This is a genomic window from Mesorhizobium sp. M2E.F.Ca.ET.219.01.1.1 (assembly GCF_004016445.2).
GTDB lineage: Bacteria > Pseudomonadota > Alphaproteobacteria > Rhizobiales > Rhizobiaceae > Mesorhizobium.
In genome coordinates, this window is the sequence record NZ_SADT02000007.1 from 424751 (window position 1) to 441490 (window position 16740).

At 60.9% G+C, this 16740-nt stretch carries 15 protein-coding genes; 5 read left to right on the plus strand and 10 right to left on the minus strand.

The window, feature by feature from the left end; translation table 11 throughout:
- Window positions 1–3: 3 nt before the first annotated feature.
- The 5 genes from EN862_RS30560 to EN862_RS30580 all read right to left on the minus strand — a co-directional run bounded on the left by EN862_RS30560 (window position 4) and on the right by EN862_RS30580 (window position 4719).
- Entirely contained in the window at window positions 4–1527 is a 1524-nt protein-coding gene (locus EN862_RS30560; protein WP_127867395.1) for a pilus assembly protein TadG-related protein, read from the minus strand.
- 68 nt (window positions 1528–1595) lie between these two features.
- A complete protein-coding gene (locus EN862_RS30565; protein ID WP_127867394.1) occupies window positions 1596–1895 on the minus strand; it encodes a hypothetical protein in 300 nt (99 codons plus the stop codon).
- Window positions 1882–3327, minus strand: coding sequence for a type II and III secretion system protein family protein (locus EN862_RS30570; protein ID WP_127867393.1), 1446 nt, complete (start codon window positions 3325–3327; stop codon window positions 1882–1884). Before EN862_RS30570 ends, EN862_RS30565 begins: the two co-directional genes overlap by 14 nt.
- A gap of 53 nt (window positions 3328–3380) precedes the next feature.
- A complete protein-coding gene (cpaB, locus tag EN862_RS30575) occupies window positions 3381–4409 on the minus strand; it encodes a Flp pilus assembly protein CpaB (RefSeq protein WP_127867392.1) in 1029 nt (342 codons plus the stop codon).
- A 97-nt stretch (window positions 4410–4506) separates the two neighbouring features.
- On the minus strand, window positions 4507–4719 hold the full coding sequence (locus EN862_RS30580) for a Flp family type IVb pilin (RefSeq protein ID WP_127867391.1): 213 nt from the start codon (window positions 4717–4719) through the stop codon (window positions 4507–4509).
- Between the two features lie 496 nt (window positions 4720–5215).
- Between EN862_RS30580 and EN862_RS30585 the strand changes: the two genes are divergently transcribed.
- Genes EN862_RS30585 through EN862_RS30605 form a run of 5 tightly spaced genes read left to right on the plus strand, consistent with a single transcriptional unit; the run spans window position 5216 to window position 9681 of the window.
- Window positions 5216–6595 (plus strand): CpaF family protein, encoded by a 1380-nt coding sequence (locus tag EN862_RS30585; RefSeq protein ID WP_127867390.1) that lies wholly within the window; start codon window positions 5216–5218, stop codon window positions 6593–6595.
- The gene (locus EN862_RS30590; RefSeq protein WP_127867389.1) at window positions 6595–7566 is read left to right on the plus strand and encodes a type II secretion system F family protein; all 972 of its coding nucleotides are present in this window, start codon (window positions 6595–6597) and stop codon (window positions 7564–7566) included. Before EN862_RS30585 ends, EN862_RS30590 begins: the two co-directional genes overlap by 1 nt.
- A 16-nt stretch (window positions 7567–7582) precedes the next feature.
- Window positions 7583–8533 carry a type II secretion system F family protein gene (locus tag EN862_RS30595; RefSeq protein WP_127867388.1) on the plus strand — a complete coding sequence of 317 codons (951 nt, stop codon included), beginning with the start codon at window positions 7583–7585 and terminating at the stop codon, window positions 8531–8533.
- Between the two features lie 54 nt (window positions 8534–8587).
- Window positions 8588–9139 carry a tetratricopeptide repeat protein gene (locus EN862_RS30600; protein ID WP_127867387.1) on the plus strand — a complete coding sequence of 184 codons (552 nt, stop codon included), beginning with the start codon at window positions 8588–8590 and terminating at the stop codon, window positions 9137–9139.
- 2 nt (window positions 9140–9141) lie between these two features.
- On the plus strand, window positions 9142–9681 hold the full coding sequence (locus EN862_RS30605; RefSeq protein WP_127867628.1) for a prepilin peptidase: 540 nt from the start codon (window positions 9142–9144) through the stop codon (window positions 9679–9681).
- A 101-nt stretch (window positions 9682–9782) separates the two neighbouring features.
- Here the strand turns inward: EN862_RS30605 and EN862_RS30610 are convergent, their stop codons facing one another.
- The 5 genes from EN862_RS30610 to EN862_RS30625 form a co-directional block, all read right to left on the minus strand.
- On the minus strand, window positions 9783–10778 hold the full coding sequence (locus tag EN862_RS30610; RefSeq protein ID WP_127867386.1) for a phosphatase PAP2 family protein: 996 nt from the start codon (window positions 10776–10778) through the stop codon (window positions 9783–9785).
- Window positions 10757–10936 (minus strand): hypothetical protein, encoded by a 180-nt coding sequence (locus EN862_RS36345; protein ID WP_127867385.1) that lies wholly within the window; start codon window positions 10934–10936, stop codon window positions 10757–10759. Before EN862_RS36345 ends, EN862_RS30610 begins: the two co-directional genes overlap by 22 nt.
- Window positions 10937–11060: 124 nt before the next feature.
- Window positions 11061–12434 carry an ABC transporter substrate-binding protein gene (locus EN862_RS30615; protein ID WP_127867384.1) on the minus strand — a complete coding sequence of 458 codons (1374 nt, stop codon included), beginning with the start codon at window positions 12432–12434 and terminating at the stop codon, window positions 11061–11063.
- Between the two features lie 42 nt (window positions 12435–12476).
- A complete protein-coding gene (locus EN862_RS30620; protein ID WP_041010296.1) occupies window positions 12477–12845 on the minus strand; it encodes a hypothetical protein in 369 nt (122 codons plus the stop codon).
- Between the two features lie 108 nt (window positions 12846–12953).
- Window positions 12954–16740, minus strand: a 3787-nt coding sequence (locus tag EN862_RS30625) for an Ig-like domain-containing protein (protein ID WP_127867383.1), incomplete at its 5' end; no start/stop codon positions are given.

Sequence of the window (16740 nt, forward strand, 5' to 3'; positions counted from 1 at the left end):
CCGTCACCGATAGAGCTGCGGTTCGTCGCGCAGGAAATTGTCGAGCGTCCCCGCGCCGCCGCGACCGGTGATGTCGACGAGCTCGACGAAGACCGACCCGCCGGCATTGGAGCCCGGAACTGGCTCAGTCAGGAAGAAACTGGCAAAGGCCTCGACGGGAAGATTGCTGCTGTTGCCGTTAAGGTTGTTGCCGGCGGCCTGCAGCGCCTGGCAATTGAGTATTGCTCCATAAAGCAGCCTGCGATCGACGGAAGTGACCGCGGGTTGGCAGGCACTTGGTGGCGTTCCAACTTCTCCGCCCGTTGAAGCGTGGCTGATCAGGCTGTTCGCGTTTTCGTACTTATAGACCTGATAGCGGGTCGGCTTGGTCGTATCCCAGGAAGAAGGATAGCTCGTGCCGCCGAAATTGGTGCTCCAGTAATCGGAAAGGTTCCAGTTTCCGTCACCCATGCGTCCGCCCATATAGGGGGTCGTGGCATCGCGAGGCAGGCCCATGTTGCCTGGCGCGTTGAATGTCAGTTGGTTGTAGTTCGGGCACTGGTTGCCATTGCCATTCGTCGACCCACCCTTGCGAACATTCGCGGCCGGACCGTATTCGGGGCTGTTGAACGCATTGCCATTGGCATTGATTCCAAAACGCACGTTAAAGGCGTCCTGAACCGGACCTGTGTTCTGGCCGGTTTTGGTGCTCACGCCTTGTGCCGAATAACAGCCGAGCGGTGTCGATGTCGCGATGGTCTGGGCAAGTGCCTGGGCACCGTTGCCAACGCCGTCGGGCGGCGCCAGGAAGCCGAAATTGCCCGGGCCATAGGCGGCGTTGTTGCCCACCATGCGCAGCTCGATCAGGCGACGATGAATTGCCGGATCCGATACTGCCTGCTCGAGCGTTGCGCCCCCCGCGCTATTGGTGCCGTTCACCATCTCATAGGGATTGCACATGAAGACGGGCGTGTAGTTGCAGACGCCGGACGTGAAGCCGGCAACCGATTCCGTGCCGAGACGGTAGCGGCTGTTGGTTGAACTGCCGCCGGAGATGAACGATATCGGAAAGAGCGCGGTTACTGCTTCCGGTTGCGCATCAACCTGGATGAACCGGGTTACGGCCTCCGATGCCGCGTAGTTGGCCGCAGTGATCGGATCGGAGTCGTTGGCTGGTATCGTTGCAAGGAAGCACCACGATACCTGCCCTTTTGATCGGCAGGCGGCATAAGTCGGGTCTACGGTGACGCTCCCGTTTCCGGTGGTCAACGCAACGGTTCCGCCATCGGAGAACCGCGTGCTGTTGGCGAGGAGGTTGTCCAAGGCGTTTTGCGCACGCGTCCAGGCGCCCGTCCTGCCATTCAACTCGGCCGCGGCTGCCAAGGCGAGCGCGTCGGTGCCCTTCTGCAAGTCGTTGTGCAGGTTGTTGACCCTGCTCGAGTCAATCGCCAGCAAGGAAAAACCGATGATCGCTGGCAGCATGACGCTGACGAGGATCAGCGCTATGCCTCTCTCATCGCGCCAGAACTTGCGTATGGTCCCCAACATGACCTTACTCTCTGTTTTATACGCCGGCCCCCGCTGCCTGACGCGTCCTCCGCATGCTTGGTTTCAGTTCATGGAGACGTTGCAGTGGCCGAACCGACATTGATCGCCGTGGTCGTCGCCGGCGTCGACGCGGGTGAAGGTGGAATCTTGTATTTCTGCACGACACCGACAGACCGCGCCCCGTCGCCTTCGATCCTGGTGTTGTTCGAAGCTGGATTGTACGGATCGACCGTCTGCAGCAATTGGTTGGCTTTCTGCGAGTCGCCGGAAGCCAACGTCATCGTATCGTAATTGTGCAGATAGTCGGCGGCGCAGCCCGCAAGCAGGCTGCTGCCGAGCAGAACGAGCAGGAGCTTACTTTTTGACATAGAGCAGCTTGTCCTTCGATTTCACATCGAGCATGTGGCCATAGGGGCCGGTGACTCCCTCGCCATGCTCGTACATGCGGATCATGTCCTTGTTGACCTCGAGCTGGCCGAGCAACATCAGTTCCGGGTCATTGGCCGGCTTCGTCTTGTCGAAAGGCGTCGCGAGTTGCTCGCCCGGCCTCACCGGCCGCACGAGATGCGGCGTGACGATCACGACCAGCTCCGTCTCTTCTTTCTGGGTGCTTGAATTCCGGAACAGCACACCGACGACCGGCACCTGGCCAAGCCATGGCACCTGGTCTTGCTGTATTGTGTTCTTGCTCGAAAGCAGACCGCCGACCGCGAAGCTCTGACCGTCACGCAGGTCAACCACCGTTGATAGTTTGCGGTTGGTGAAGATCGGGTCGCCGGCGGCGGTGAAGCCGGTCAGGTCGCTGACTTCCGGCGCCAGCTTCATGTGAATCTTGCCGTCGTCGAGCACCACTGGCGTGAAGTTCAGATTGACGCCGAACTGCTTGAAGACAATCTCGACTTCGCCTTGCGCGTTGACACTGCGAACCGGCACTTCGCCGCCGGCATTGAAGCTGGCCGTCTCGCCGGAAACCGTGGTGAGGTTCGGTTCGGCCAGCGTACGGACGACGCCCTTTGCCTCCAACGCCTCGATGATCAGATCAACCTTGAGGTTGTTGTCGATTACCCTCGTTATCAGCGCTGCAAATGGGCTAGTGTTCGACAAAAGGCCAGAGAGGATATCTCCTGGGCCGAGCACCACATTGTCCTTATCGACTGCCGCATCGCCCGTACCGGTTCGAGTCGTGCCCCTGCTATTCGTGCTTCTGAACGACACCCCAAGATCTCGGCCAGCATTGCGCTTGGCTTCCAGGATGCGGACGGACAGATTGACCTGCTCGCTGTCGTCGATCGTCACCGCATTGATGATGGCATCCGGGCCGTATTGCTGGGTGACTTCGACGATGGATGCCAGCGTCGCGGCGTCCTTGACATGGCCGCTCAGCCGGATCTTGCCGTTGATCGAACCGATCTCGATGCGCGCCTTAGGCGCCACCTGGCGGATCGCGACCGCCATGTCGCTGACGTCCTGGCCGACCTCGATCTGGATGGCGCCAAGCGAGCGCTTGTCTTCGGAAAACAGGTTGACGGTCGTGGTGCCGACGGCTTTGCCGATGATGTAGAGCGTCTTGTCGGTCATCGGCTGCGCGTCGGCGATCTTCTCATCGCCTACCACGATATCGCCCAGCGTCGCGTTGACCGAGATCGTCGCGGACTGGGAAACCGGCACGAACACGCGATGCAGCGATGGGCTCGACACATCGATGAAGCGATCAGCCGCCGATGCTGAATGGTCCAAGATTGCCGATACGCTCAACAAGGATAGCGCGGCCGCCGCCATCCTCAACCAGAACCCCTTCATCCTCGTCTCCCACTTGCTGCCCTGTGGCAGCCCCTCGTTTTGCCGCCCGCCTCTTAGCGTTGCCGCGGCACGTCATAAGTCTCCAGCTTCACGCCGCGGAACACGCCGATCGTCGCCCGGGCCGGTGGCTCTGGTTGAACAATTTTGACGACTTCCTTCACTTCCGGTGCCGATGCCACGACCGGCGCCGCCTTGACCTTGCTCAGTTCGTCAATCTGGCTTCCGACCCGCTGCACGGCTTGAGCCAGCCCGTCGATCTTGTCGTCGGCACGTTTCCGCTCTGCGGCGGCAGCTTCCTCGGCGGCCTTTTGTCTGTCCAGTTCCGCCTGCCGCTTGGCGACATCTTCGGGAGTGTCGCCGGTCAGGTCCGAAACCGTGACCCGTTCGGTTGCTTCACCCTGGCTTGCCGCCGCTTGGCGCAACGCCAGCGACAACTGGCCGGCGCCTGCGGCAAGCGTCAGCTTCTGAGCGTCCTTTGTGCTGACTTCGACCGTCACCGCCTTCACGACCTGTGGGTTGTCCTTACTTTCGTCGGCGACCTGATCGATCGCGAGCACCTTGACGCTCTGCAAAAGCACATCGACGAAACTTCTGTCCGCACCTTGGTCGCCATGCACTGTGCGAGTAAGGAGAATGTCCACCCGGTCTCCGGGAAATACGAAGCCGGCGACACCCAGGACATCGTTGACCCGAATGGAAACGGCCTTCATGCCTTCGCTGAGCACGGCGGAAAGCGTGGCGCGTTGACCGGGCCCGGTAATCTTGGTTGTCAGAACCGGCTCGTTTGCGCCGATTGCTTGCAACGCCTGCCTTGTGCCGTTGCCGGCCAGGGCCTCTTTAGTCGTCTTGAACGCGCCGGTCGGAACCGCGCCCGCTGGCCACGCAATCTCGCGCAGCTTGTCCTCGCTCAAAGTGTCGCCGAATTTCAGCGGCACCGCTGCCACGACGATGGTGTCGTGAGGAATATTGCCCGCCTGTGCCATCGCGCTGCGCTGGTTTGCAAGCCAGATATTGGCAAGCACGACCGCCAGCACTCCGAAAATGCCGGCAAGAATGATCATTATGATTGTATTCGCGCGCATGAGCCTAACCCCAAAAAAGGCTTGTGAATCAGCTTCGCCCGCCCGACAGCTGATTCAGGCCCGGACCTGGGTCCGGGCCTGAAAGAGCGCAAAGCGATCAGCTACCCGTGCCAGTCACCGAGCAACTGCCAGGTCCTGAGTTCAGGCCGTTGCAGAGCGCGGTGAAGCGGCCGGTGACCCAAAGGCCGATGCCGACGATGATCAGAATTGACGCCGTGGCGATAATGCCAACCAGAATGGCATATTCGACCATGGCAGCGCCGTTTTCGTCGTCGCGGAACTGCCGGGCCATCGTCATGAGCTTCTTCATGCCAATTTCTCCCTTTGGAGGTTTGAACCCGACGAGACGAGCCTAAGGATGAACCCCATACCCAAGCATCCCCCGTCACGTTCAATCCTAGGTCGCGCAAAAAAGCCAAGTCAAACGGATTAACAGTCCCTTAACCTTTCAATACTCGATTCAAAGCCCTTTCGATTTTCACAAGAGCTTGATTCGTTTCGCTTTTCAAGCGATCTTAACCATTCATTCACAATTCCGCCGCAGTCGGGTCATCGCTGCGACATATTAGAGACAACACATAAGCATTTATATCTTTGGGTTTATGGGGATAATCACACGGGTTGCGACCAAGGTCCTAAGACTTTGGTGTGCCGCCTTGCGGTGCAAGGAAAATAAAACGTTTTCGCGATCTCCAATTCTTAACTATGTCGCAAGTAATAGATCAAGTGTGTCCTCCGCGCCGCTTGTGCCCCTCGTGGTTAACGCTTAGTTTCGACGTCGGGGAAACAGCTCGGGGTTCGGCGTCATGTTGGGTCGCTTCATCAAAGGGACGGGTGAGCACGCGTCGCAATCGGTGCCTGCGACCGTGGCAGCCAATGGCGCGCCGGCGCAGCCGGTCCAGTCCGAGCCGGCTTCCGACGATTTCCTGTCGCTGAAGGTCGATCTTCATCGCCATCTCATCGACAGGTTCAATCTCACCGCCCTTGAAAATGCTTCCAAGGACGAGATCCTGGACGAGATCCGGCCGATCGTGCGCGAATTCGTGCGCGACAAGAATGTGCCGTTGAACGCGCGCGAACTCGACCAGCTGACCAGCGACACGGCCGATGAGATGCTGGGGTTGGGTCCGATCGAACCGTTGCTCAAGGACGACTCGATTGCCGATATTCTGATCAACACCCACAAGCGTGTGTTTATCGAGCGCCGTGGCGTCATCGAGGAAACCGCGATCCGTTTTCGCGACGAGGCGCACCTGCTGCGCATCGTCAACAAGATTGTGTCGGCCATAGGCCGGCGTGTCGATGAATCATCGCCGATGGCCGATGCACGTCTCGAAGACGGCTCGCGTGTGAACATTGCCGTGCGGCCGATCTCGGTTGACGGTCCGCTGGTTTCGATCCGCAAATTCTCTAAAAATCCCTACTCCCTCGAACGTTTGATGGCATTCAACTCGATCCGCCAGCCGATGATCGATTTCCTGAGGATCGCGGTGCAGACACGCAAGTCTATCCTGGTTTCGGGGGGCACCGGCAGCGGCAAGACGACTTTGCTTAACGCGCTGTCGAGCTACATTCCTTCAAATGAGCGCCTGATAACCATCGAGGACGCGGCGGAGCTCCAACTGCAGCAGCCGCACGTCGGCCGGTTGGAAACTCGCCCGCCCAATGTTGAGGGCAAGGGCGAAGTCCGCCAGCGTGAATTGGTCAAGAACGCGCTGCGTATGCGTCCCGATCGCATCATTGTCGGCGAAGTGCGCGGCGAGGAAGCCTTCGACATGCTGCAGGCCATGAACACGGGCCACGAAGGTTCGATGACCACGATCCATGCCAACACGCCGCGCGATGCCATATCACGTATGGAGCAGATGGTTGGCATGGCGGGCATGCCTATGACCAATGAATCCATCCGGGCTCAGATTGCTTCGGCCATCGACATCATCGTCCAGACACAGCGTCTCTCGGATGGTGGCCGGCGCGTGATCTCGATCTCGGAGATTACCGGGATGGAAGGCAATGTCGTCCAGCTACAGGAGATCTATCATTTCGTTCGGCGCGATGTTGCCGCGGACGGCGCTATAGTTGGCGAGTTCCGAGCCACAGGGGTCCGTCCTCGTTTCGCCCCGGAGGCGGCCACTCAGGGGCATCATTTTGCCAAGGATGCCTTCAATCCGCAGGTTGCGCTGTAATGCTGACCGGACAGACTCTGCTTTATTTCATTTACGTGCTGGCAGGCGCCTCGGTCATTCTTGCGGTCGAGTCGTTCTACGTTTCTTACTCTGCTCGGCGCGTAAGACACGTCACCATCAATCGCCGGCTCAAGCGGCTCGGAGACGAAGGTGCGGCCGAGCAGACATTACAAGGCCTTTTGCGAGAAAGAGGCCTGAGCACCAGCGGCGACTATCTTTTCGGAATGGTAGGTCTCAACAGACTCTACACGCAATCAGGCACCACCGGAAACCCTATCCTCTTCGCAACGCTCTTCTTGCTTGCGGGCTTGGTCGTGGGGTTCGTTCTAACCCTGCTGCTCAACCTCCCGGTATTTGTGGGACTCCTCGCCTTTTTCGTCCTGGCCTTTGGGTTACCCTTGCTCGTTCTCCGGCGAGCCCGTAACAGACGAATCCTCAAATTCGCCCAGCAACTTCCCGATGCTCTTGACATGATCGTGCGCTCGCTCAGAGCGGGCCACCCGGCGTCGGTGGCAATCGGCTTGGTCGCCCGCGAGATGCCGGACCCATTAGGCACCGAATTCGGGATCGTGTCAGACGAGATCACTTTCGGTCTTAGTTTGGAGCAGGCGGTGCGAAAGCTGTCGGAGCGGGTTGGCTTCGAGGGGTTGCATTTGCTGTCGGTGTCGCTTTCCATCCAATCCAAAACCGGCGGCAACCTCACGGAAATCCTGTCCAATCTTTCAAAGGTCCTGCGCGAACGGCAGAAACTGAAAATGAAGATCAAGGCGCTCTCGGCAGAAGGTCGAGTGTCTGCCTGGATCATATCGTTGTTTCCCGTGTTGATGTTCCTGTTTCTCCTGGTCAGTGCGCCTTCCTACTATGGCACTGTCTGGCACAATCCGTTGATCTTGCCGGCTTTTACAATTTTCGGAACTTGGGCCCTGTTGGGCGACTACATTATGTATCGAATGGTTAACTTCGATATCTAGAGAGGCGGGCGCAGAGTTGTTTGCGAGTGGGCTGGATCTGAGTCTTTTGGTTTCCGTGGCCGTCTTCGCGGCCACGGTCGCCCTTTTCCTTTTTGGGGGGCTGATCATTCTGCCGGCGTTGCAGACGCGGAAACTGGTGACCCAGAGCCTTATCGCCGAAGGCGTTGGCGACCGCCGGTCTTTACTGGGACAGGAGAAGCTCGCGAAGATCGCTGCCCAGAGGCCAATCGATGCCTATTTCCGGACCCTCGAGAAGGAGCGCGGGGAGCCAAATGCGCTCGAAGCCAAGCTGTTCCGGGCGGGCTTTTACCAATCCAGCGCCCCGGTGGTCTACACCTTATGTCGACTTGGCGTCGTATGTCTGGGTTTCCTGGGTTCCTACGCGGTTCTGTCATGGATATTGCCGCCGAAATTGCCGGCTTTCATCCCTTATGGTGCTTCGGCTCTGTTCGCTCTCGCCTGCCTTGTGATCCCTAGCGTTTTGCTTGATCGCTTTGAGAATGCGCAAAAGCAGATCTATCGACGCGGCTTTCCCGATTTCATGGATATGATGATCACATGCGCCGACGCTGGCATGAGCCTGGAAGCAGCTGTGGAACGGGTCAGCACCGAACTGGCTGGGACGCATAAATGGCTAGGCATCCAGCTTGCGATCATGAGCCTCCAAATGCGAGCCGGCAAGCCGTTGCGGGAGGCGCTGCGCGAACTGGCCGATCGGCTGGGCCTGGACGAGGCACGCGCCTTGGCGGTGCTGTTCCGGCAGTCTGAAGAACTTGGCACCAGCCTCACCGACGCGCTAAGGGTCTATAGCGATGAGATGCGAAGCCAGCGCATCCTTCGCGCCGAGGAAAAGGCCAATGCGTTGCCTGTCAAAATGATGATCCCATTGGGACTCTGCGTGTTCCCGGTTGTGCTGATGGTGATCCTCCTGCCGGTGATCATTCGCATGAAAGGCGTTTTCTTCTGATCCGTCATATGATTAGGTTCTAAAATTGAGTCGGAGGGCTCCTTGGGGCAGAAAATGACAGGGTCGATACGCCTCGCCGCCGCAGCCGGTGCGCTGTTGGTCATGCTCACTGGTTGCCAGTCGACCGACACCACGGGCGGCGTCGTTCGTACCAACGAGCCCGCCAAGGGCGACTACACCGCCTTTGGCGATACCTTCGACGGGCTGAAGACCATCAGCGATGTCGACTATTATGCCTCCGACCAGGCGGTCACCGAGGCCAAGACCCAATTCCGCTCCGAGAACTACGGCAATGCCGGCGCGCTGTTCTACAAGGCGACTCGGCTTGCGCCGAATGACGGCGTCGCCTGGCTGGGCCTTGCCGCCTCCTGCGACCGCATTCGCCGCTTCGATCTCTCCGATTTGGCCTATAGCCGTGCCTTCAAGCTGCTCGGCGCGACGCCGGAATATTACAACAATCTCGGCTACTCCTATCTGCTGCGCGGCAAACTGCAGGAGGCGCGAACGAATTTCCTCAAGGCCTACGAGCTCGCGCCCAACGATCCGACCGTGGCCAACAATCTGAAGTTGCTGTCGTCAAGCGTGCGGAACATAGAACGGTCATGAGCCTGTTGCTCGCCGCGTCGCTGTTGCTCAGGGCGCTGGCCATCCCGCTCCTCGGTCGGATCGCCTGGACCGATTTCACGACGCAGAAGATTGCCAACCGCGACGTGCTGCTGCTGATATGCCTCGGTCTGGGCTCACTCCAGCTTGTATCCGTGCAGAGCGGATCATGGTGGGACATGGGCCTGAGCGTGATCGGCTGCGTGCTGCTGTTCGTGGCGCTGTTTCCATTCTGGGTCCTGCGCAAGCTCGGCGCCGGCGACGTGAAGCTGATGGCGGCGGTGCCGCTTCTGATTGGCGGAAACGGCCTTGTCGTGTTCACGATGTTCCTGCTGGTCTTCGCGCTGGCAACCGCGGCATTGGTCAAGAACCCCTTTCTCCTGCCGGCGGGCGCGTTCCGCCTCTATGTCCAGCACATGGACAGGAAAGGCGTGGTGCCGTTCGGCGTGCCGATCTCGGCCGCCGCGATCTGCGCAATACTGTTCCAGATTTATAGCGGTGTGATGCTGGCCACGAGCACCGGTATTCTCGGGCAGCTTGGTTAGAACTCCCTGGTTGGCTTCTAGGTCCTTTAGCAGCAGCCAGCGCCGCGATGAGACCAATCCATCGCTGGCCACACTCTGCCGCCGGCCCAGCAAAGGTTTGGCTACAAGGAACGTGAGGTAGGCGATACTCTACAGCATCGCCATATCACCACTATCGCGATGATCGAGAAGTAACCATCGATGGCATAATGCCAGCCGAAATACACCGAGCCGAAGAGGATCACGCCGGCATAGGTCCACGCCACGGCGCCGACCCGTCGATTGAGGCTTGAAAGGAAAAGGGCGTTCAGCACGGCAATAGCCACGTGGAAGCTGGGCATCGCCGAAATGCCTGTCCCTATCGAGGCTCTGTGGGTCGTATACGACGCATACAGGTAATCGGTGATCAGCAGGGTGTCCGGTCCGGAATCGCTTGCCTTGAGCGATCGGATAAGGTCCTCGAATCTGTCTGGATCGAACAGCCGATCATAGAAGATCGGTCCTGCCGATGAAGCGGCCAGTCTAGCGATCACACCCAGAACGACTGCCGTGGTGATAAGCGACAGGAAATAACGCAGGCGCTTCGACGCATCGTCCAGCCAGGCCGCCACGACGACGACGGTGGCAAGCACGACGAACCAAAGCTGAGAATACAGAATGTAGAGCGCTCGATCCGCAGTGCCTGGAACCGGCAGGGCGCGCACCCATCTCCAGGGATCGCCGAAATGCAGGTCAGCGTCGATCCTTGCCAGGAATTGATCGGCGAAGAACGGCACCATCTGCGAGAATTCATGCTTATACGCAGTGAATGCAGCCAGACAAAGGATGAAGATTCCAAGCGTTGATGTCGCTCCGACGCCTCGCGATACGAGTTTGCGCCGTAGCCAGCTGGCTGGAGCCCGTGGTTGGCTGATGACCGCCGCAACGATCAGCCCGACCAGGATCAGGACGGGCAGCAACAGATAAAGCAGCAGGAGCCTGAACGTGCCCAGCGCGGCGAAATAGGTATCGGGGTACAGATAGGCCGCGAGCCCGGCATAGCACAGGCAAACAACCGCGAGCTTTGCGGAGACCGAGAACCTTGATTGTTCGGCAGCTATGTCAGGCGCCATTTCCATTGGCGTACCGGCTTTTTCTTGATGAGGGGCAGAGGCGGCGGTTCACTGGAGACGGCTGGTCTCGGCGCCTCGAACATCAGGCGCTCGGTGAGGGCCACCGCGCCAGCCGCCACCGCGCCCACAACAGCCAAAATGAGAAGCTTTTTAAGAAAACCCAAAGGAGACCCCCCAGAGCCTGATTCTAGAGCGATTCAGCGTTTGATGGAATCGCCAACCCCCTCTAGCCCTTTGTTTTTAAGCAATCCGGACAGCAAACCGTTGCGCGCTTTCCTGGAATTGCTCTCAAAACCCCGCCGTCTGCTTCTCCACCAGCTTCAGCTGGCCCTTTTCCACCTTGAAGAACGGCATCGACCTTTGGCTCGAGCCGTCGCTGCGGAAGCGGAACAGGCCGGTCGAGCCGCGGAAGCCGGTCGCGTTCTCCAGCACCTGCTTGTTGAAGCCGTCGGGGCCGGCTGAGCTCGCTATGCCCGCGCTCAGCGCCACCATGTCGTAGGCATAGGCCACGTTGACGTCCGGCTGGTAGCTGTAGGTCGCCTTGAAGCGGTCGGCGATCGGCCCGGTCTCGCTCTGGTCGAGCGTCGCGATGTAAGCGCCCTCATAGAGCGGATCCATCGGGCGCTCAAGCCAGCGGTCGGTGCCGATCAGCGTCACCGTCCTGCTGGGAATGCCCTTCGCCTTCAGCGCCGCAAGCACCGCGGCCGGGCTGCTGTCGCCGCAGGCGACGACGACGGCATCCGGCGCCTCGACCAGCGAGCTCATGTCGGACACCACCTTGGCGCCACCGTCCGTCGGTGAAAAGGGCAGCGTCACCGCAAGCGTGGCGCCGTAGATGCTGAGCGCGTTGGCGACCCGGGATTCGACGGCGCTTGAATCCGCGCCCGCCGGCACCATCAGCACGAATTTCCTGGCGCCCTTGCTGGCGATTGCCGCCGCGCCCGCCGCCGCGCTGTCGGCTTCGCTCAGCCGCACGGAATAGACGCCAGGCCCACCGGCGAAATTGTCGGCCAGCGCCAGCACCGGCGGCCGCTTGGAGCCGGAGAGCTTGGCAAGGTGCTGCGCGGCCGCAAGCTCCGACGGGCCGACGACGACCTTGGCCGTGCCCGAGGTGATCGCCTTCACCGCGAGGTCCTTGGCGTAGCCGCTGTCGCCGCGCGTATCCTGGATCGTCAGCGTCAGAAGCTTGTCGCCGAGATCGGCCATTGCGAGCCGCGCGCCGTCATACATCTTTCGGCCGTTCTCGCCCGTGCTTCCGGGCGCCGAAAGCGGCAGCAGCATGGTCACCTTGGTCGACCCCGTGCCAAGCGTCAGGTTGGCCTTCGCTGCCGCGGTGGGGCCGCTCACAGTCGCGCTGTTCGCGGTTCCAGCGCCTTGAGCCGCTGGGACTTGGGCCGCGAGGGCCTGGGTCAGGCTGCTCTGGGTCGCGCTGCTTGCCTGCTGCGTCGCCGCGCTGCCCGCCTGGCCGGCGGGTGCCGCGATCGCCGATGGGTCGAGCACATCCGATGCGCCACTTTTCGACTGGCAGCCGGAGGCGGCCGCGGCAACCACAAAGGCGAGCGCCAGGGCTCGCCAACGCTTGCGTCGGAAATCAGCTGGCGGCGCCACGCGGGGAGCCGGCGCCGGGGTCGCGGAGGCGTCCGCCTCCGCCCGGGCTTTCATGGCCATCATCGCAACCGGTCGGCGCAGCGCTCGCCCGTCAACTCAGTGCATGTACTCGACCATACGGTCGTGGAAGCACTCGCATTTGTTGAGCGTGTCTTCGTCCTTGTAGTTCGTCTTGAGGTAGCCATAGGCCATGCCGCAGGCGACCTTGGCTTCCGAAGCCCAGACGAAGGCGGGACGCGACGAGTTGATCCATTCCGGGCTGTTGGCGACGGCGACCGACTCGTCCATCAGCTTCACCACATGGTCCTTGAGCTCGACCATGTTGTCGGTCAGCACCAGGTCCGAGGTGCCCACGGTGCGGCAATAATTCACCGCCGGCTCGCCGATGATATCGGCGGCAAAGCCCGTCGACCCGGCCAGCAGCAGCGCCGCGGCCGAAGCCAGCAATCTTGCGGAATGTTTCATGTAAGCCCCTCTCCAAACTGCGAATTCACGGTTCTCTAATGCATAGCATGGAAGCGTGGCTTTACGCCACGCCCCCAAGCCACCAAAGTTTGCGTCATCCAGACACCGTCAAGTCACGGTTTCCGTGTGGGTCGGCTGATTGTGATCGTAGAGGATGCTGATTACAGAGCCGCTTGCAACTCCCGTCAACGAGGCCACCTCGACCATGCTTCCGCCAGCCGCCGTGCCGTTGTTGTCAACCATTACGTGAGCCGCGCCGCCAGAGAAGGTAACATCGATCGAGGCGCCTGCCTGCGCATCGGTGGTCGGCGCGCCGGTCCCTAGCGATTTGAGAAGATCAGACAAGTCAATAACGTCCTGGCCGGGTGTGTAATCCGCGATTACATCGGTCAAGTGGACCGACAGCTTGGATGGATCGATCACAAACGTGTCGTTGCCGGCCCCACCGGTCATATGGTTTAGCCCAGAGCCGCCGACCAGCAGGTCGTTGCCGGCGCCGCCGATGAGAGTGTCGTCGCCGGAACCGCCATAGAGTTTGTCATTTCCGTCCATGCCGGTCAGCGTATCGTTGCCCTGTCCGCCAGCAAGGATGGTGTCGTGACCATTGATGCCGGTGAGCGTGTCGTTGCCGTCCTGGCCCATCACCGTCGTCTTGGTCGCTGTCGCGGTCAGCGAGTCGATGCCATTGGTGCCCTCCAGCGAGGAACTCGTCGGATAAAGGTGCGCGGTCAGGCTGCCGGCAGCCGTGTCGCCGTCACCATCGGTTCCGGTCACCGGGATCTTGATATCGAACGGATCCACGGCATTAGCGGTCGAGAAGCTGGCCGAGCCGAGCTTGAACGTTCCCGACGAAGCGCCATAGATCTCGACCGCGCTGAACGGATCAGAACTTGCCGTGACAGTGAAGGTGTCTCCTTGCGCCATCCCATGCAACGTGAAAGTGCCGTCGGCATTTGCCGTCACCGTCGGCGCGGCTCCGCCTGATCCGTTCACGACAGTAACCGTGATACCGGTGGCCGTGGTTTCCCCCGAAGCGTCGCCGATAAAGACCGAGTCATTGTCGGCATTCACTGCTCGGATCGTAAGGTCCACCGTGCCGCCGACCACTTTGGTTAGCCCCTGAGTGAAGCTCGCGACTTCATAGTGGTCGGTGTAGCTGGTGCCGGCCACTGTGCCGTTGGTCGATGTATTGGTCACGAAGTCGAAGCGGATCGCTTCACCATTCGTGATGCTTTGTCCGCTGCCGACACCAAAGTTGCCTGTGCTGGTGTTGACGTTGTTCGAACCATTCGCGGTCACCAGCAAATCGTTCGGAGTATCCGGACTCGTCAGCGTGGTGAACGCGTTCACCTGATTGTTGCCGCCGACCGCTATCGCGCCTTGCGTGGTGAATTCGGCCCCATTGAAGATCGTGCCGTTCAACGTGAAGGACCACGTGTCGGCTGCCGGGTCGAGCGTAGCGGTGAAGCCAAGATCAGAGCCGTTTGCAACGGATGTGAGTCCCTGCACCGTGTGGCCGTCTGGCGAGATGTGGTAGAAGAGTTGCTCGCCATTGAGGAAGACATTCGCACCATTGGCGTCAGTGACTGGAGCACCTTCGGTTACGCTGAACACGACATTGCCGACACCGTCGGCACCGGCGCCTGGGGCAAAATTGAGATGCTCCGTTAAGGTGGTGTGCAGCGAGTCGGGCAGATTGATTCCGTCGCCGATGAACGAGCGCGGGACATCGTCCAAGACCGTCAGATTGACGGCGCCGGAGACATGATCGCCGCTGGTGTCGGTTGCCACCACCTGCAGCCCGTTGATGGTAATATTTCCGGAGCCGGCGGTATGCTGCAGCTGGTCAGTCAGTGTCGCGGTGACCACCGGGGTCAAAGTGCTGTTCGGGCCGGCGCTGGTGTTCAACAGCGCCAGATATATGGACGCCCCAAGATTAGTGGCGCCTTGCATCAGAGTGCCGACCAATTGGCCGCCGACGAGGGACCAGCTGATTGAGTATCCTGCGGCAAGACCGGAGACGGTCGGTGCCACCCAGTTCGGATCCCCTGTCGGGTTGGCGAATGCGACGCTGATCGCTTCGCCAGTGGCAGTGAAGGTGATACCGCTGCTGGCTTGCGCAGTTTCCCCTCGGCTGCCTGGATCAGTGCCAGTCACTACGCCCGCTTGCAAGTCAGCAGGGGCCGCAAGGTCGAGCGTTGTATCGAGCGCCGCCTCATTCAGCGTCAGTGATGCAGTACCGCCGCCGGTCGGAACGGTATTGGTGTTGACGTTCACAGTGACGGTGGCCGTCGAGGTGTCGCCGTCGCCATCCTTGATGGTGTAGGTGAAGGTGTCGGACCCGACGTAGACGCCGGTCGGCGTGTAGGTGAACGTTCCGTCGTTGTTGTAGACGACCGTGCCATGAGCCCCGTTCGTGGTCGTTATCACGCCGGGCGTTGTTGTCGCCACGCCATCGGCACCGAAGACGTCGTTGCTCAGCAGACCAGTAAGGGTCGTCGGACCGGTGATGGGCGAACCCCAGGTGTCATTATGAGCCGTCGGCACGTCGTCGACGATGTTGATGACCAGGTTGCCGGCCGGCGCGCTGTCGCCGTCGCTGTCCGTCACGCCGACCGCGAAGCTGACGCTGGTGTTGTCGCCCGAGGTGTTGGTGGCGAGGGTGTAGGCGTAGCTGATGGTGCCGGCGCCGGTTGCCGCGTTGTAAGTGTAGCTTGCCGTCAGCGAGCCGGTGGCGTCGGTGAAGGTCTGCGGCACGCCGCTCAGCACATGGCCGCCGAGCGAGACGGTCTGGATGCCGTCGGGCGAGGTGAAGCCGATGGTGCCGGAAGTGGTCTCGGAGGTGTTGGAGTTGTTGTTGGGATTGCCGTCGGCGATCTCGCCGGAGCCGGCCGGCAGTCCGCCATGCGGCGGCAGGCCCGCTTCATAGACGGTGGTGGTCGGACCGCCGGGCGTCGGGATGGTGTCGCTCGGCGTGGAGTCGCCGATCGAGATGGTCAGCGTGGTGTGCGACAGGTCGCCGTCGCCGTCCTTGATGGTGTAGGTGAAGACGTCGTCATGGCCGCCCTGGGTGCCGGCGTCGCGCACATAGCTGTAGGAGCCGTCTGCATTGAGCGTCAGCTTGCCGTAGGTGCCCTGGATGACGGTGCCGACATTGGCGTCCTCGCCGCCGGCGGTCGTGCCGGCAACGACGCCGACGACGGTTGCGCCGTCGGCGCCGAGCACGTCGACGCCGGTGACCGGCGAGGTGGTGCCGACTGCCGTCAGCACGTTGCCGCCCTCGGCGCTGAACTGGTTGGCGGCGACGCTGTCGGTATCGGCATGCGCCGTGGGCACGTCGTCGACGATGTTGATGACCAGGTTGCCGGCCGGCGCGCTGTCGCCGTCGCTGTCCGTCACGCCGACCGCGAAGCTGACGCTGGTGTTGTCGCCCGAGGTGTTGGTGGCGAGGGTGTAGGCGTAGCTGATGGTGCCGGCGCCGGTTGCCGCGTTGTAAGTATAGCTTGCCGTCAGCGAGCCGGTGGCGTCGGTGAAGGTCTGCGGCACGCCGCTCAGCACATGGCCGCCGAGCGAGACGGTCTGGATGCCGTCGGGCGAGGTGAAGCCGATGGTACCGGAAGTGGTCTCGGAGGTGTTGGAGTTGTTGTTGGGATTGCCGTCGGCGATCTCGCCGGAGCCGGCCGGCAGTCCGCCATGCGGCGGCAGGCCCGCTTCATAGACGGTGGTGGTCGGACCGCCGGGGGTCGGGATGGTGTCGCTCGGCGTGGAGTCGCCGATCGAGATGGTCAGCGTGGTGTGCGACAGGTCGCCGTCGCCGTCCTTGATGGTGTAGGTGAAGACGTCGTCATGGCCGCCCTGGGTGCCGGCGTCGCGCACATAGCTGTAGGAGCCGTCG

Excerpts from the sequence above, each read along its gene's own strand:
- EN862_RS30560 (WP_127867395.1), bottom strand. The coding sequence starts at position 1,527 with ATGTTGGGGACCATACGCAAGTTCTGGCGCGATGAGAGAGGCATAGCG.
- EN862_RS30565 (WP_127867394.1), bottom strand. The coding sequence starts at position 1,895 with ATGTCAAAAAGTAAGCTCCTGCTCGTTCTGCTCGGCAGCAGCCTGCTT.
- EN862_RS30570 (WP_127867393.1), bottom strand. The coding sequence starts at position 3,327 with ATGAAGGGGTTCTGGTTGAGGATGGCGGCGGCCGCGCTATCCTTGTTG.
- cpaB (WP_127867392.1), bottom strand. The coding sequence starts at position 4,409 with ATGCGCGCGAATACAATCATAATGATCATTCTTGCCGGCATTTTCGGA.
- EN862_RS30580 (WP_127867391.1), bottom strand. The coding sequence starts at position 4,719 with ATGAAGAAGCTCATGACGATGGCCCGGCAGTTCCGCGACGACGAAAAC.
- EN862_RS30585 (WP_127867390.1), top strand. The coding sequence starts at position 5,216 with ATGTTGGGTCGCTTCATCAAAGGGACGGGTGAGCACGCGTCGCAATCG.
- EN862_RS30590 (WP_127867389.1), top strand. The coding sequence starts at position 6,595 with ATGCTGACCGGACAGACTCTGCTTTATTTCATTTACGTGCTGGCAGGC.
- EN862_RS30600 (WP_127867387.1), top strand. The coding sequence starts at position 8,588 with ATGACAGGGTCGATACGCCTCGCCGCCGCAGCCGGTGCGCTGTTGGTC.
- EN862_RS30610 (WP_127867386.1), bottom strand. The coding sequence starts at position 10,778 with ATGGAAATGGCGCCTGACATAGCTGCCGAACAATCAAGGTTCTCGGTC.
- EN862_RS30615 (WP_127867384.1), bottom strand. The coding sequence starts at position 12,434 with ATGAAAGCCCGGGCGGAGGCGGACGCCTCCGCGACCCCGGCGCCGGCT.
- EN862_RS30620 (WP_041010296.1), bottom strand. The coding sequence starts at position 12,845 with ATGAAACATTCCGCAAGATTGCTGGCTTCGGCCGCGGCGCTGCTGCTG.